Source organism: Maridesulfovibrio sp. FT414, assembly GCF_050916235.1.
GTDB lineage: Bacteria > Desulfobacterota > Desulfovibrionia > Desulfovibrionales > Desulfovibrionaceae > Maridesulfovibrio.
The window spans coordinates 110,221-125,314 of record NZ_CP104854.1 but is presented as its reverse complement, the minus strand read 5'-3'; the positions used below and the strand labels follow the sequence as shown (position 1 = coordinate 125,314).

11 protein-coding genes are annotated in these 15,094 nt (G+C 48.0%); 8 read left to right on the top strand and 3 right to left on the bottom strand.

Translation table 11 applies throughout. The annotated features are described in order from the left end of the window. The 8 genes from N7E73_RS00560 (at window position 1) to N7E73_RS00525 (ending at window position 10,599) form a co-directional block, all read left to right on the top strand. On the top strand, window positions 1–1,896 hold the full coding sequence (locus N7E73_RS00560; RefSeq protein WP_432736737.1) for an SPOR domain-containing protein: 1,896 nt from the start codon (window positions 1–3) through the stop codon (window positions 1,894–1,896). 44 nt (window positions 1,897–1,940) lie between these two features. Next, window positions 1,941–3,350 carry a GAF domain-containing protein gene (locus N7E73_RS00555; protein ID WP_432736735.1) on the top strand — a complete coding sequence of 470 codons (1,410 nt, stop codon included), beginning with the start codon at window positions 1,941–1,943 and terminating at the stop codon, window positions 3,348–3,350. Further along, window positions 3,331–4,452, top strand: a complete 1,122-nt coding sequence (locus N7E73_RS00550) for a HEAT repeat domain-containing protein (protein WP_432736733.1) — start codon at window positions 3,331–3,333, stop codon at window positions 4,450–4,452. Before N7E73_RS00555 ends, N7E73_RS00550 begins: the two co-directional genes overlap by 20 nt. Then, window positions 4,449–5,963 carry a GT4 family glycosyltransferase PelF gene (pelF, locus tag N7E73_RS00545; protein ID WP_432736732.1) on the top strand — a complete coding sequence of 505 codons (1,515 nt, stop codon included), beginning with the start codon at window positions 4,449–4,451 and terminating at the stop codon, window positions 5,961–5,963. The genes N7E73_RS00550 and pelF overlap by 4 nt, the downstream gene beginning before the upstream one ends. A gap of 3 nt (window positions 5,964–5,966) precedes the next feature. Beyond that, window positions 5,967–7,337 carry an exopolysaccharide Pel transporter PelG gene (gene pelG, locus N7E73_RS00540; protein WP_432736730.1) on the top strand — a complete coding sequence of 457 codons (1,371 nt, stop codon included), beginning with the start codon at window positions 5,967–5,969 and terminating at the stop codon, window positions 7,335–7,337. Between the two features lie 18 nt (window positions 7,338–7,355). Then, window positions 7,356–8,339, top strand: coding sequence for an NAD-dependent epimerase/dehydratase family protein (locus N7E73_RS00535; protein ID WP_432736729.1), 984 nt, complete (start codon window positions 7,356–7,358; stop codon window positions 8,337–8,339). A gap of 206 nt (window positions 8,340–8,545) precedes the next feature. Beyond that, window positions 8,546–9,496 carry an HDOD domain-containing protein gene (locus N7E73_RS00530; protein ID WP_432736726.1) on the top strand — a complete coding sequence of 317 codons (951 nt, stop codon included), beginning with the start codon at window positions 8,546–8,548 and terminating at the stop codon, window positions 9,494–9,496. A gap of 251 nt (window positions 9,497–9,747) precedes the next feature. Beyond that, window positions 9,748–10,599: an HDOD domain-containing protein gene (locus N7E73_RS00525; RefSeq protein ID WP_432736724.1), complete on the top strand. Its 852-nt coding sequence runs from the start codon at window positions 9,748–9,750 to the stop codon at window positions 10,597–10,599. A 181-nt stretch (window positions 10,600–10,780) separates the two neighbouring features. On the opposite strand, the gene N7E73_RS00520 is transcribed toward N7E73_RS00525, so the two are convergent. The 3 genes from N7E73_RS00520 to N7E73_RS00510 form a co-directional block, all read right to left on the bottom strand. Then, a complete protein-coding gene (locus N7E73_RS00520; RefSeq protein WP_432736723.1) occupies window positions 10,781–12,160 on the bottom strand; it encodes an MBL fold metallo-hydrolase in 1,380 nt (459 codons plus the stop codon). A 75-nt stretch (window positions 12,161–12,235) separates the two neighbouring features. After that, window positions 12,236–12,649 carry a desulfoferrodoxin family protein gene (locus tag N7E73_RS00515; protein ID WP_432736720.1) on the bottom strand — a complete coding sequence of 138 codons (414 nt, stop codon included), beginning with the start codon at window positions 12,647–12,649 and terminating at the stop codon, window positions 12,236–12,238. A 122-nt stretch (window positions 12,650–12,771) separates the two neighbouring features. Beyond that, complete coding sequence (locus N7E73_RS00510) at window positions 12,772–15,036, bottom strand: ATP-binding protein (RefSeq protein ID WP_432736718.1); 2,265 nt, start codon at window positions 15,034–15,036, stop codon at window positions 12,772–12,774. Window positions 15,037–15,094 lie beyond the last annotated feature (58 nt).

Genomic DNA, 15,094 nt, shown 5'->3' with positions numbered 1-15,094 from the left:
TTGAAAAAGCTGACGTTCATATTGATTCTGTTCCTGACGGTTGCTGCCGCGCAACTGGTTCTGATTCCTGTCCGTTCTTCGGCACAGGACAGTCCTGTTGCCGGCCCGGATAAGGACGGAAAAATCTGGACTGTGCGGGTCAGTGCCTTTGATCAGGCGGAGAACACCTGGAATTTTGTCAGTTATCTTGAAAAAGAAGGGTTCAAGCCTACTGTGGTGCGGCTTTTTGATTCAAAGGGAAAACTGTGGCGCGTTGTCCAGATTGGCGACTACCCTACAAAGAGTCAGGCCAGCATCGTAGGGCTGGTCTTCAGGAAACGGGTCGGGCTTGATTACATGGTCCGCAGCATGTCACGCACTCTGCTTGATGAGCGGACAGCCAGTACTAAAGAGACTCCGCTTCCGGTGAATCCTATGGCCGCCCCTGTGTCCGGTGGTATTGGCCGGACTGATGGAATCAAGGCTGGGACAGGAACTCCCTCAAGACCAGCAGAAGAGTTGCTCAAAGGGACGTCGGAGGAATTTTTCTACGAGCTGGATCAGCGCGATGTGCTGCGTGCGGTTTCCGAGAGACAGCGCAGTGTGATCATGGCCCGCATCATGATCCGGCGTGGCTACATAAACGACGGGCTCAGGATGTACGAAAAACTGCTCAAGCAATATCCGACTGATTTTGATCTGCGCGAAGAATATATAGAGGTTTTGCTGGATAACGATGAATACGAGAAGGCCGCGGTCCTGTTGAAAGCCTGGCTGCAGGATGAGCCTCTTTCCGCAGGAGCCCTCAGGCAGGAAGCCCGTCTGCGTTTGTTGACCGGAGATTTCGATCAGCAGCAGGCTACATTGGGTTATCTGCTTCGCCTGCGGCCGGGGGATATAGAGTCCATTTCAGCGCGGGCATATGGTCGGCAGGAAGCGGGAGACTGGCTTGGGGCTGTCACAGGTTTTTCCGAGCTGATAGACAAGGAACCGGACAATGTGGATGCCAGAGAGGCTCTGGCAGGTATTCTCCTGCAACGCAGACCGCGTCTGGAACTTACTCCCAGTATATACCTTCAGCCCAACGATACCATAACCACCACACTCGGCGGCAGCTTCGCCATGCAGCTTAATGAGTTGACCCGTGGCGAGGTCTACTATGCCAATACGAATATTTACAGGCCTGCAGGGGAGGGTATCGACAAGATCGACAAGGACGTCAATCAGCTGGCATTTATATTCAAGCGAGAGCTTTCACGGACGTTCACGGGGGTGGCCGGTATTGGAGTCCATGAAGGAACTGCGTCAGGCTTTTCCGGAACTCTCGGGTTTGACTGGCAGGTCCATCGACCGGGACTTCTGTCTGCAATGATCGATTACAACAACCCCTGGCTGGATGAACCTTCCGCTGCAAATTACAAGGGAAGATACAACCAGTTAGCTTTGACCTACAACGGTTTTTACGACGACACCTGGGGACTTTTCCTGAACGGGCAGTATCGCCAGTACACCCTGGATGAGGACCGTCTTTATGGTCATCGCGGCGTCTTGAACGTGATCCTGACCCGTCGGCTGCTTTCTGATCCGGATCTATTTGTTTCCTACTCTTTTTATCGTTCAAAGTTTAAATATGAAGACAGTACTTATACTCCGGTTGAGATTGTTCCTAACGAAGCCATCCATACAATCAGTGCCAGTTTCAGCAAATCGCTTTGTGATGTAATATCCATTGAAGGTTCCGGTGGCGTCAGGGCAGATGAATTCAAGACGTCCTTAAGTTATTTTGGCGGACCATCACTTGTTTTGCGGCTGGGCAGATTTGAATTAAGTACCGGATATGAATACAGCAGTGATTCCGGACAGGTTGGCGGCGGAGAAACTCAGCTGATCAGGGGAGGCTTTAGTTTTGTCTTCTAGTTGCAGCTTTATGGCATCCCGGACATCAGAAAAGGCTGGTTCTTATGTTTAAAGCGAACGTTGCTGTAAATAAATATAATCTTTCAAGATACTTTGAAGTTGTTCTGGGATTGGCCGGGGTGACAGCCATTAATCTTGTCTTCTGGCGATCGGACCCCGGATTTCTGAACGTTTCTCCGCATCCGTTCTGGATAGTTATACTGCTTACTGCAGTCAGGTACGGCTTCTCCGGCGGTGTTTTTTCAGGTGGTCTATCTGCCTTGATTCTTCTTGCTTTCAAAGCTCTATCCATTCCTGATCTTGCGGTTGCGGATTTCAAGACATTGTCAATGTGGGGCAAGCCGATACTTTTCTTTGTGGTCGGTACTGTAATCGGCGAGATGCGTCAGATGCAGATCAAGGAATATAATGATGTCTGCGAGGCACGTGACACATACAAGGATGCCTTTGAAAAGATAAAGGTCAAATTAGACATTCTCAGCGAAGCCAAGCAGGAAGTTGATACCAGGATATTGTCGCAGGAGAGCACGCTGGGAACTCTTTACGAAGCTGCTCAGGGATTGCGAACTCTAAGTATAGACAGCATTTATCCTGCTGTGCTTGAGATACTGCGTGATTTCATGGAAGTTGAGGAGTGTTCGATCTATCTCCTTGAGGGTAATGAGTTTCGGCTGGATACGGCAATACGTCATGGCAGGGGGTACCTGCCGGAGGTTGTTCCCGTTGGGGAAGGGCTCATGAGTCTTGCTGCAAGCCGCAAGAAGGCCGTATCGATCCGCGATGTGGCCAGTAATGAGAGCATGCCGGGCGGTATAATTATTTCTGCCCCCATCCTTGCCGACAACCAGAGGCATGTTGTCGGGGTGCTTAACGTGGAAAAGATGCCTTTTCTTAAATTTACAAGTGATTCCGTACGTGTTGCCGGGCTTGTCGCCGACTGGTGCGGCAGCAGTGTGGAAAATGCAACCGTTTTTGCTGAAACAAAGCACAAACTCATCGCCGATGAAATTATCGACGCCTATACATATGAGTATTTCAAGCGCAGGCTCAGGGAAGAATTTGTGCGTTCACGCCGTTATGCGCTTGATCTGTCTCTTATTCTGCTTGAGTTCCCCGGCCTGTCAAATGCATCAGACGAAGGCCGGGATGAAGTACTTATGGCCTTCAGTATGATTCTCAAGAATCAGATCCGCGAGATAGATATCCTGTTTATCAGCGACAAACCCGGTGCTTTCTACCTTATCCTGCCGACCACACCACCTGCCGGTGCTCGAGTGGTGGTCAACAACCTGCTTAATTCGTTTAAGGCTTTGAGCGTAATGGCTTTTGAAACCGACCAGAACCTTATTGAGTTAAGGGCCGGGGTAGCCGGATATTTTGTTGGCATGGAAGATCCGATGGAGATGGTCAAGGCAGCTCAGGAGGACGTGGTAAGTGTTCTTTTTGCGGAGTAGGGTTATAAGGACGGCTCGCCTGAAGCTTGTCGTCTCATTCCTCGCAGCCTTTATATTTGAGGCTGTAGCGATATGGCTGTACCTGCGCAGGGCCGATAGTCCCTATCTTCTTTACGGTGTATTGGCTGCACATACTCTCTCCGCTCTTTCCTTCATCCTTATTACTTCCGCCAAACCTCGTGCTTTGCCGGGACTTGCCTTTTATTACCCGCGCATTGCCGCCCTGTTTACTTTTTTCATGCCTGTCATCGGTCTCTGCGGCATAACCCTTACTCTATTGATGGCCCGGGTGTTCATGCGCAGTCATGGACTGGCTGAAGAGTACCGCGAGAAGGCTTACGTAGGCCAGGGGATTGATGTCGATCTGCCCAAGGATATAACTGAATTTCTGTACGATGAAGTGGATGTGCATCCAATTGCAGATATTCTGGCCGGTGACGACATGGGCATGAAGAGGGGGGCGGTAAACCTGCTTCGGAGGATCGGATCGGCCGAGGCGGTCAGGCTTCTGAGGAAATCCCTGTCTGACGTTAATGCTGAAGTCCGTTTTTATGCCCATACAGCTCTTACCCGGTTGGAAGAGGATTATGCTGAATCGTTGGATAAGGCCCGTTTTCGTGTACAAAGGTATGACAGTGCCCAGGCGCACGCAGAACTGGCCATAACTTACCGCAATTATGCCCGAAGCGGTCTGCCTGAAAGGAACATGCAGGAACAGGCACTTGGACTTGCATGTGAACATTGGCGGACGGCTGTGCAGAAGGCTCCTGACAATGCCGATTTCAATATGAGGCTTGCGGAAGTCTGTTGCGAGAGCCGTCAATACCGTGAGGCACTTGAACTTTACCAGAAATCCATTGTTGTTCCTGAATTGGAGCTGGAGTCCCGACTTGGGATGTGCAGGATCTTCTTTGAAATGGGCAACTATATTTCTCTTTATGAGCAGGTCCTTTTAATGCAGTCCCGTCCTGTTCCGCCAGCATCCGATCCCTTTAAACTCAGTACATATAATTTCTGGATTGAATATTTCAGTGAGCCGGAAACCGAAGATGATGCGGATAATATTTCTGAAGACTTTGACCTGAGCGGAGTAATTACATGAGCAGGAAAGATAAGGATAGAGTTTACGATGTCTGCCTGCTTCTTGAAGGAACATATCCTTTTGTAGCGGGAGGTGTTTCCACCTGGATTCACAACCTGATCAAGGGGATGCCCGAACTAACATTTACAGCGGTATGTATTTTGGCCTCTTCGAAGGAAAAGGCCAAATACCGGTACGAAATACCGGATAACTTTGTTGATCCCAGGATTGTCTACCTGCACGATCCACTTGAAATTAAACGCAGTTTCTTCAACCGCATTTCTGCGGCTGATATCGATAGGTTAAGGAAATTCCATTACAGGATGGATCGTTCCGATCTTAAAATGATGCATGAAATTGTCGATCTTTTCAGAGAGGGGAAATATCCTCTTTCAGAACTGTTTCATGGCAAAAGAGCCTGGGATATGATGGTTGAGCGATACAAGCCGGATACGAATAAAGAATCTTTCCTTGATTATTTCTGGACATTCAGGTTTACGCACCTGCCTATTTTTAAGATGCTGCCACTTGATCTGCCCAAGGCACGGGTTTACCATACAATTTCCACTGGTTATGCCGGGCTTCTCGGCGTAGTGGCCAGAGTGATGACCGGACGCCCATTACTGCTTACAGAGCACGGTATTTACGTAAAAGAAAGGAAGATCGAGATATCGCAGGCCGAGTGGGTTTACCGGAAGGAAGAATCCCGTCTGCGGGTGGAAAGCAAGCTTGGGGCGTTTCAGACTTTCTGGATTCGTATGTTCGAGCAGCTTGGCAGAATGTGTTATGATTATTCCTCGGCAATATATACCCTTTATGAAGGCAACCGGCAGCTTGAAATTCAGGAAGGGGCAGACCCTGAGAAAATTACCATCATACCCAACGGGATCAACCTTGATAATTTTCTTGGGTTAAGATCTGCCGATCATGACTATATGGGCCAGACCGAGTTCGCCATAGGTTTTGTTGGCAGGGTGGTTCCCATCAAGGACGTAAAGACATTTTTGCGGGCCATTAAGATTGTTTCCAGTAAGCTGGATAAACTCAAGGTCTACATAATGGGGCCGACCGAAGAGGATGAGGAGTATTACGAAGAGTGTGTTAACCTGGTAAAGCTTCTGCATATTGAGCATGTGATTGAGTTTACCGGAAAGGTCCGTGTTACCGACTACCTGCCCAATCTTGATCTTATTGTGCTCACCAGCATAAGCGAGGCCCAGCCGCTGGTTATTATGGAAGCTAACTGTGCCGGTGTTCCGGCTGTTGCTTCCGATGTAGGATCATGCCGAGAACTGCTGGAGGGCCGGACAGTCGCCGATCAGGCTTTGGGGCCGTCCGGAATAGTGACCAAGGTTGCCGATCCGACAGATACAGGAGAAGCTATCCTGAAAATTCTGACAAGCCCGATTCTGCGCCAACGCATGTCCAGAGCAGGTATTGAACGGGTAAAGACTTTTTATAAAGAGTCGGATCTGAATGAACGGTATTTGAAAATTTACAAAGATTATGGTGCAATGGATAATCTGGAGTAGCGTATGGCCGGAATAGGATTTGAACTCAGAAGGATGTTGCGCAAGGACAGCTACCTTGCGGAGATGTCGGCCTATCTTTATGCCGCGATGGTTTCTTCCGGCCCGTGGCTCATGAGCGTACTTTGTCTGGCCGTGCTCGGGTTGTATTCGTATTCAGGTTTTTCAAGGCACGACCAGGATATTTTTCGTACCACCATTGTTTATGTATACGCTTTTACCCTGATCTATGTCGGGTACATACAGCTGGTTGTCACGCGATACCTTGCTGACCGCTTTTATCTTAATGATTCCAAAGTTACGCTTACTGCCTTCTGGACCAGCGCCTTTCTTGTGCTTCTGGCTGGAGGGGTGATCGGTGGCGGAGCTATCTGGTTTTTCGAGCTGGCATTGACGTATAAGATAATCGCGGTGGAGCTTTTTCTGATTGTGGCCATGATCTGGCTGGCTATGATATTCCTTTCGGCGGTCAAGGATTTCCATTCCATTGTGCAGGCTTTTGCCATCGGAACAGCGGTAAGTGTCGGCGGGGCTTTTTTCTTTTATCCTTTCATGGGATTGGACGGGTACCTGTTGGGATATACCGTTGGACAGGCCCTGATATTTTTCTGGCTGCTTGCCCGGCTTCTGGCGGAGTTCCCTCCTGCAAAGGTCTGGGATCCCAAAATGTTGACCTACTTTATCAAGTACTGGGAACTTGCGCTGATAGGTTTTTTTTTCAACCTCGCAATATGGGTGGACAAGATTCTGTTCTGGTTTGCTCCTGATTCCAGAATGGTAGTGCCTTACCTGCGCACTCATGATATGTATGAAGGGCCGATATTTTTTGCATATCTGACCATCGTTCCATCTCTTGCTATTTTTCTTGTCAAGATTGAAACCCGTTTCTACGAGCATTACCATGACTATTTTGCAAAGATAATTGCCAAGAAGGAACTGGCGAGCATAATCGAGGAAAAGAAGGGGATGATCACCATGCTCAAGGAGAGTCTTCGCGAAATACTGATAGTTCAGGGCTCTCTTACTCTGGTCTGCCTGCTTTTGGCCCCGGATTTTATTGCGGTGGCAGGTCTTTCCCCTTTGCAGAAGCCCCTGTTCCAGATTGCTCTTGTCGGTGCACTGATGCAGGTGATGCTTTCGGTGGCTGTGATAATTCTTTTTTATTTTGACCTGCGTAAAGAGGTGCTTGCCGTTACCCTTGTTTTTTTTCTCAGCAACTCCGGGCTTACCTGGCTTTCCATTCAGCTCGGTTTTACGTTTTACGGGTTCGGGTACTGTTACTCCTGTTTGATTTCTCTCATGTTTGCTTATTATCTTGTTTCAAAAAGTGTTGAAAATTTAGAGTACATAACTTTTTCCAGCCAGCCTCTGGCCTGATGAATCGGGGGACTTCAAGTGGTTAAAAAGACATGTCTTGTAACCGGATGTGCCGGATTCGTAGGCAGCCATCTTACGGATGCACTGCTGCGTGCCGGACATAATGTGGTTGGAGTGGATAATTTTTTTACCGGGTATGAGCATAACCTGGCAGGTTTCAGGAATAATCCCGGATTTGAATTTCATAAGGCATCCATCACAGATAAAGGATTGCTGGAACAGCTCAAGGGAAAACACCCGGATCTTGATGTTATTTTTCAGCTTGCCGCCATTGTGAGTGTTCCCTATTCAGTGGAACATCCTCAGTTGACCATGGAGGTCAATTACGAAGCAAGTGAGAGAATGCTGAGCTCCGCTCAGCGGTTAGGAATAAGTACATTTGTTTTTGCCGGATCAGCTGCTGAATACGGGGATGAGAGCCGCCTTCCTGTTCTTGAGGAATATGCGGATCAGGCAACCCAGCTCAGTCCTTACGGTGTTGCAAAATTTAAGTCATCCGCACTTATCAGGAATAGCGGTTTCGGGTGTTCGTTGCGTTTTTTCAATATCTTCGGTCCTCGGCAGGACCCTACCAGCCAGTACAGCGGAGTAATCTCCAAGTTTGTTGACTTAGGGATGGCGTGTAAGAAAATGGTTGTATACGGGGATGGAAAGCAGACCAGGGATTTCATTTACGTTGATGATGTTGTTACATCCTATCTTATAGCTGCCGGGCTGGATGCTAATGGGCGCGGCCCTCTTAAGGGGATATTCAATGTGGGAACAGGAAAGTGTACTTCGGTTCTGGAGTTGGCTGAAACAGTAGCTGATCTTACTTGCGCACCTAAGGAAATCGAGTTCAGGCCGGAACGGGCGGGCGATATTAAGCATTCCTATGCGGATGTCAGCAAAATTTCGCGTTCGGGCTTTAAAGCTGAAGTCACGTTTGAAGGGGGGCTTTCCAGAACTCTCAGTTGGGCTGCAGAAAATAAGACTTGGAAATGCTTGTGTGTCATAAACTGATGTCGGTTATTTAAGGGCGGGTCAATTGCTGCCGGTTGGCATTTTTGAATATGCATGTTGTGAAATTCATTGTAGACTAGAAGGTTTTATTGATGCAGGAAATAGAGAGTACCAAGACGCTTAATCCGCAGGTGAAGGATGAAGCAATAAAATATACTAAAAAGTTATTCAGTCAGTCTGGAGATTCAGAGTTGATCCGGGTCCTTATGAAGGAATCATTTAAGCGGGTATACAAGAAAATGATTCTTGAGCCGGATGAATTTCAACCGCGTCCGCGCCCCGCTGGTGTTGAGCCGTGGCATGGGCAGAAGCCGGACGGCCCAAGGGATTTCTTGAAATCCAAGGTGGTTCTTCCCTCCCTTCCGCAGGTTTTGTTGGAGATACAGAAGGTTATTAATGATCCTGATAGTTCCGCAGATGACCTCGCTAAGGTTATAAGCAAGGACCCCAAACTGGTGGCTGCCATTTTACGCCTTGCCAACAGCGCCATGTTCAGTTTCAGGACAGAAGTGGATACTCCCAGTCGTGCTGTTGCTCTGCTAGGTTTCAAACAGGCCGGTTCCCTTGCGTTGGGTACTGTGTCGTTGAGTCTTTTCAAACGTTCCAAGTCTGTTTCTGTGCTGCATGTGGAAAGGTTTTGGAAGCATTCCATTGCCTGTGGTGTTATTGCTCAGGAGATTGCCCGTGTTGCCGGGCTTGGTGATCCTGAACGTTTTTTTGTTGGCGGCATGCTACATGACATAGGGCTGTACGTCATTTTTGAAAGCAGTGCCGGACTTGCCCTTGAGCTTTTGGATATGGCCAAAAACAAGGGGGACAGTCTTTATTCTGCCGAGCAGGAACTTCTTGGTTTCGATCATGCCATTCTGGGTGGGGTAATTATCAAGGACTGGAATTTCCCAAAGCAGCTTGTGATAGCGACCGCAGGTCATCACAACCCGGAAAAAGCGATTAAGGATCCGGATGCCGGAGTTGTTCACATCGCTGATTTTATGGCCCGTGCCCTTGGATATGATCTTGGTGTTTCGTCGGTACTGGGATTTATCTCTCCTGAAGCATGGGAGCAGATAGGAATAACCGGAGAACAGTTTATCGAGATGCTTCCTGAGATACAGGATCTCATTGAAGAAATATTCAAGATTTTGAATCCTCAATAGGTGTGTCCTCAGTCTGATAAGGTCATTTTATGCAGACAGAACTGAATACAGAGAAATTGAATCCGGCTGTTAAAGACGCTGCTATTAATTATGTTAAGCGACTTTTCAGTCAGTCCGGAGATTCCGAGCTGATCAGGATTCTGAAAAAAATCGCATTTAGAAATATTTATAGAAAGATGCTTCTTGAACCCCAGGTGTTTCAAGTTGCACCTAGGCCTGCCGATATTGAGCCGTGGCACGGAAGAAAGCCTGTGAAAGTTCGCGATTTTTTGGAAACAAAGGTCATCCTTCCTGCTCTGCCGCAGATTCAGGCTCGTCTGCAGCAGGTTCTTGATGATCCAGAGGCCGGTGAAGCTGAGCTTGTGGAAATTATCCGTCAGGATCCGAAACTTGTTGCTTCGGTTCTGCGCCTTGCGAACAAGCGGTTGCTTGCAAGCGGCGAGAAGGTCGACACGGCGGCCAAGGCGGTGAAAGTTCTTGGATTCAAGGATGCCGGGGGATTGGCCTTGGGTACTGCTTCCATCAGCCTTTTCAGGAGATCAAAGTACGCTGTATTGAGCGTTGAAAAATTCTGGAAGCATTCTATTGCCTGTGCGGTAATTGCCAGCAGGATCGCCAATGCAATGGATTTCAGTGATCCTGAGCGGTTCTTTGCGGGCGGCCTGGTCCACGACATCGGTTTGTTTCTGATATTTGAGAGCAATCATGGGCTTGCGTTGGAACTGGTTGATCTTGCTGATCGTAAAGGGGAGTCTTTCTATCACGCCGAATATGATCTTCTCGGTTTCAATCATGCCATGTTAGGCGGTATCGTCTTGAAGGACTGGGATTTTCCACGGCATCTGATTGCTGCGGCAGCGGGACACCATAATCCTTCAAAGGTAAAGTCAGATCCTGACGCCATGGTTACACATCTGGCCTGTTTCATGTCCCGGGCAATGGGGTATAATCATGGGCTGTCCTCAGTGTTAGGTTTTATAGATCACGATGCCTGGGCTAAGACCGGGATAGCAGGTGCTCAGTTTGAGGAAATGCTTCCTGAAATTCAGGGGCAGATTGATGATCTGTTTAAAATCCTCAATCCCGCAGATGCCGCGAATTAGTGTCTGCCGCTGCTAATACTGATTATTCGTTAAACAGGCCGCATATCCATACGGATATGCGGCCTGTTTTTAGCTTGTAGTCATGGAAGTTGTTGTGTTGGTCTACTGCTTTTGGGATAATTCCAGGTACCGTTTTCCAAGTTTTTCAGGTTACTCAGAACTGACTTGAGCATTACCTGCCTTAGGACAGTTTAAAACCAGACCGTGCCCAGGCGATTGCTCCGCCTGCCAGTGAACACACATTTCTGTAACCGTTACTTTGCAGTGAGCTTCCGGCAATGTTGGAACGATAGCCTGAACCGCACATCACAATTATCGGGGTTTCCTTGTCCACATCAATGCCTTCATCAAGTACCTGTGCAAAGGGTTTATGTATTGCACCCTGAATGTGTCCGTTCTGCCACTCAGCAGGTGTTCGCACGTCAAGGAGAACGAAGTCTTTCTTTTCTTCAAAAGCCCTGCGAAGGTCTTCCGCCGATTTCTGGGCAAGGCTTTCTACCGGATACCCGGCCAGCAGCCATGCACTGATTCCGCCGTGCAGGTAGCCGAAAATTCTGTCATAGCCGATGCGGTGCAGCTCGGTGCACATACGGTCGTAATCCTGTCTGGAATTGACCACCAGCAGCAGGTCCGAATCCGGTTCCACAGCCATTCCGACCCAGTTGGCCAGTTGCTTTTCCAGTCCTATGTTAATGCTGCCGGGGATATGAAATCCTCCGAACCCTGCAGCGTCGCGGACATCAATGACCGTACAGCCGTTGTCGATCATCTGGCGGAATTTTTCAGGGTTCATGGCCCTGTCGAGGGGACAGCGTTCAAGAAGCGGTGCTCCCTGAAAATTTGTATTGATGATATGGGTGAAAGATTTCGGCCTGCTGGGGAAGGATTCCATTACCTTCTTTTTGAAAGAATCAAAGTCCTTGAATCCAAGCATCGGGTTGTACCGCCTCTCATAACCAAGCGTGCTGCTGGGTTTGGCACTCATGCCCTTGCCGCAGAGGGATCCCTGTCCATGTGCAGGGAATACTTCCAGATAATCAGGAAGATTGCCAAGCTTATTGTACAGGCTGTCATAGAGGTTCGCTACTTGTTCATCCAGAATCTCATTCCCGGGGAGATCCGGGCGTCCGATGTCGCCGACAAAAAGCAGGTCTCCGGTTAAGATCATCCACGGCTCATTTCCTCGGGCAATGTCGGTTACCAGAATGGAAATGGCATTGGGAGTGTGTCCAGGTGTGTATAGAAAGTCCAGTTTGGCATTGCCTACGGTCAGGGAATCTCCTTCGGCAATAGGGGTATGCACGTAACCCACATCAGCATTCTCGTGGATCATGAGTTCAGCTCCGACAATGGAGCGCAGTTCCTGTTCTCCTCCAACATGGTCGGCATGAACGTGAGTGTTGATGACTTTGGTGATTTTCATTCCCTCTTCACGGGATATATCAAAATATTCCTGAACATCCCTACGGGGGTCGACGATAACCATTTCACCTGCAGCCAGGCAGCCTATGACATATGAATAGCAGCCCAGACCTTCAGTAGTAAGTTGCTTGAAATACATGTTGAAATGAACTCCGAATGTATGGTTGAAGCATATTTTTACATCCGCCCATCTATAGACGGGCGGATGTTTCAGTTACAATTGAACCTTGTTTACCCAGAAGTCGTGTTTGTTACAGAAACTGGTCGCATAAAAAGTTTTACCTTTGCTGCCGGCAGGAAGGTCGAATCTGGAGATGGCTTTTTCATCTGTATTTGAAAAAGTCTTTGCGCCGATTACATTACCATCCTGATCAACGAGAGTATGACGAACAATGTAATGCTCCTGAGTCATCGGATGCAGAGTCTGTATGACTACCTTTCCATTCTGAAGCTCAACCTGCGGAAGATGGCTTCCAGCTTTTTTTGCCCACACGCCCGGGTCTTTGTCTGTGTAGATAATGTTGGACGGATATTTCTGCCCTTTTGCTGCCGCTTCAGTAACGGGCAACAGGGTTACGGCTGCGGCTGCTGCGACTGACATTGTCATGAACTTTCTTCTTGAATTCATTGTTGATCTCCTTAATGCGGTTATTAGTTATGAGTGAACTTTTTAAGGAAATAGATATATGGTTATCATATTAGCCTGTTGCTGAGGTTCTTAAAACTTTTTTATCATTTAAAATTATCTTGTCAAGAATAGTTCTTATTATCCTTTTGTCCAATCCTATCCAGAAGTTGGAGTCTGGTGACGGGTTTGGTTATATAGCCGGAGCACCCGGCCTGTTTTACATTGTCTTCAGTTCCTTTAATAGCATGTGCTGACAATGCTATGATGGGAACTGAAGCTGACTGCATTTTCTTTTCCCAGTCCCTGATCTTCCTGGTGGCCTCATAACCGTCCATCACCGGCATTTCTATATCCATAAAAACGATATCAGGTTTTTCCTTTATGAAGGTCTTGATCCCTTCCTCTCCGTTTTCAGCAGTAAAGATCTGGTGTGGAGAATCCTGAAGATAATGGGTGAATAGAATCTGATTGCTTTTGTTATCTTCAACCAGAAGGACCTTGCACGGCTTTACGTCGTTGGCTGCAGCTTCGTCTTCTGGCTTATCAGAAGATGATTTGCTGCTGCCCATTTCAAATGAAGCGGTAAATATAAACGTGCTGCCTGAACCGGGACTGCTGATCACTTCAATATCGCCGTCCATCAGGTGGCTTATGTTTTTGCTTATGGAGAGTCCAAGACCTGTTCCGGCATGTTCGCGGGTTACGGACTTGTCCGCCTGAGTAAAGCTTTCGAAAATTGCTTTGTGCTGGCTTTGCGGTATTCCCGGGCCTGTATCCTTGACCGTAAATATGAGTTTGCATCTGTTGCTTTTGATCGATTTGACTGCTCTGGCCTCAACATATACCCCGCCGCTTGAAGTGAACTTTACGGCATTTCCTATGAGGTTGATCAGCACCTGTTTCAGACGGACCGGATCGCCGATTATCTTCGTGGGAAAACTTGAATCGAGTTCAAGTTTGAGCTCAATTTCTTTGCTTTTAGCTGCAATGGAGAAGACGTTCACTGTCTGCTGGAGAAGTGAGCGGGGATTGAAGTTGATGGATTCCAGTTCAAGCAGACCGGCTTCCACCTTTGACATGTCCAGAATGTCGTTGAGCAGGTCCAGAAGACCAGCGCCTGCATTGCTCAGGAGCTTGATGTAAGAAGTCTGGTTATCGCTGGGGTTGGAATTTCTGAGCAGATCGGTCGCCCCTAGAATCACGTTCATCGGAGTGCGTATCTCATGGCTCATCACTGCAAGGAAGCGGCTTTTTGCCTTATTGGCCTTTACCGCGTCTTCTTTGCTCATTTCAAGTTTGCGGGCCACGTACCAGCCGGTGAAACCCGCAAGAATCATCACGCAAAGGGCGATGAAAATATTGATCCTGCGCGTCTGCTTTATCCCGCCCAGATAATCGTTTTCAGGAATGTATATGCCGATAAGCCATGGCCACTGTGAATCCGTGAAAGGGGTGAACATGGCACTGTAGCGCATGTCGTCATGAATAAAGCTGGTGAATACGGGTTTTTCCGGCAGTTTGTCCGGAGGGAGGTTCAGTGATTCAAATGCATGGCGGCTGACTGTGTCCTTCAGTTCCGTAATCTTGCTGAGTCGTATCTTTTGTCCGTCCTGTCCTATCTGCTTCAGTTCACTGAGGTCCGGAAATGCCACAACATCTCCGCTGCTGTTGACTATGAAGGCCTTGCCGTGTTCACCTATGGTAAGTTTGCTTAAGAAGATTGAAAGTTCCTCAATGCTGATGTCGACGCCGACTACTCCCTGAAGGACTCCCTGATCGTCGTAAACCGGGCTGGCCGTTGTTATGCCGGGCTTGTTGCCGGTATAAAAAAGGTAAGGTGCTGTCCAGACCACATCGTTATTCATAAGTGCGTCGATAAACCACGGTCTCTGCCGGGGATCATACTTGTCTTCCGGGGCGTTGATGGATTCAATTATTTCCTGATCGGGAGTGGACCAGCTTAGTACGCATGTCCGAATTCCATCATTTATTTTGATTATTTTGGTATAATAGCCTCCGGTGCTCTTTGCATTTGAGCGGGAAGCCATGAAGAATTCTCCGTCGATATTGCCGTAGTATACACTCGTAAACTGGGGATACATGGCCATCTGCTGGTAGAAATATTTAATCATTGCTTGTGGAGCTTCGCTGCTTACTATCTTGCTGTCCGCAAGAAAGCGGGTGAGCTCCGCGGCTTTTTCAGCAGGAAGCAGATAGCTTTCAGATTTATCCAGAGTATAGGAGGATATGTTGATCATTATATCCTGAGCAAGAGTGTTCAGGGAGTCGCGGCTGGTGATGGATGACGGAATAATGATGATAGCCATCGAGATCAGCGTCATGGAGATAAAGCAGGCTGCCAGCCACCATTTCTTTATGAATTTCATATTGTCAGGTATTCCTGTTCTAAAAAATTTTAATTCAAATTAATGTATACATGGACGG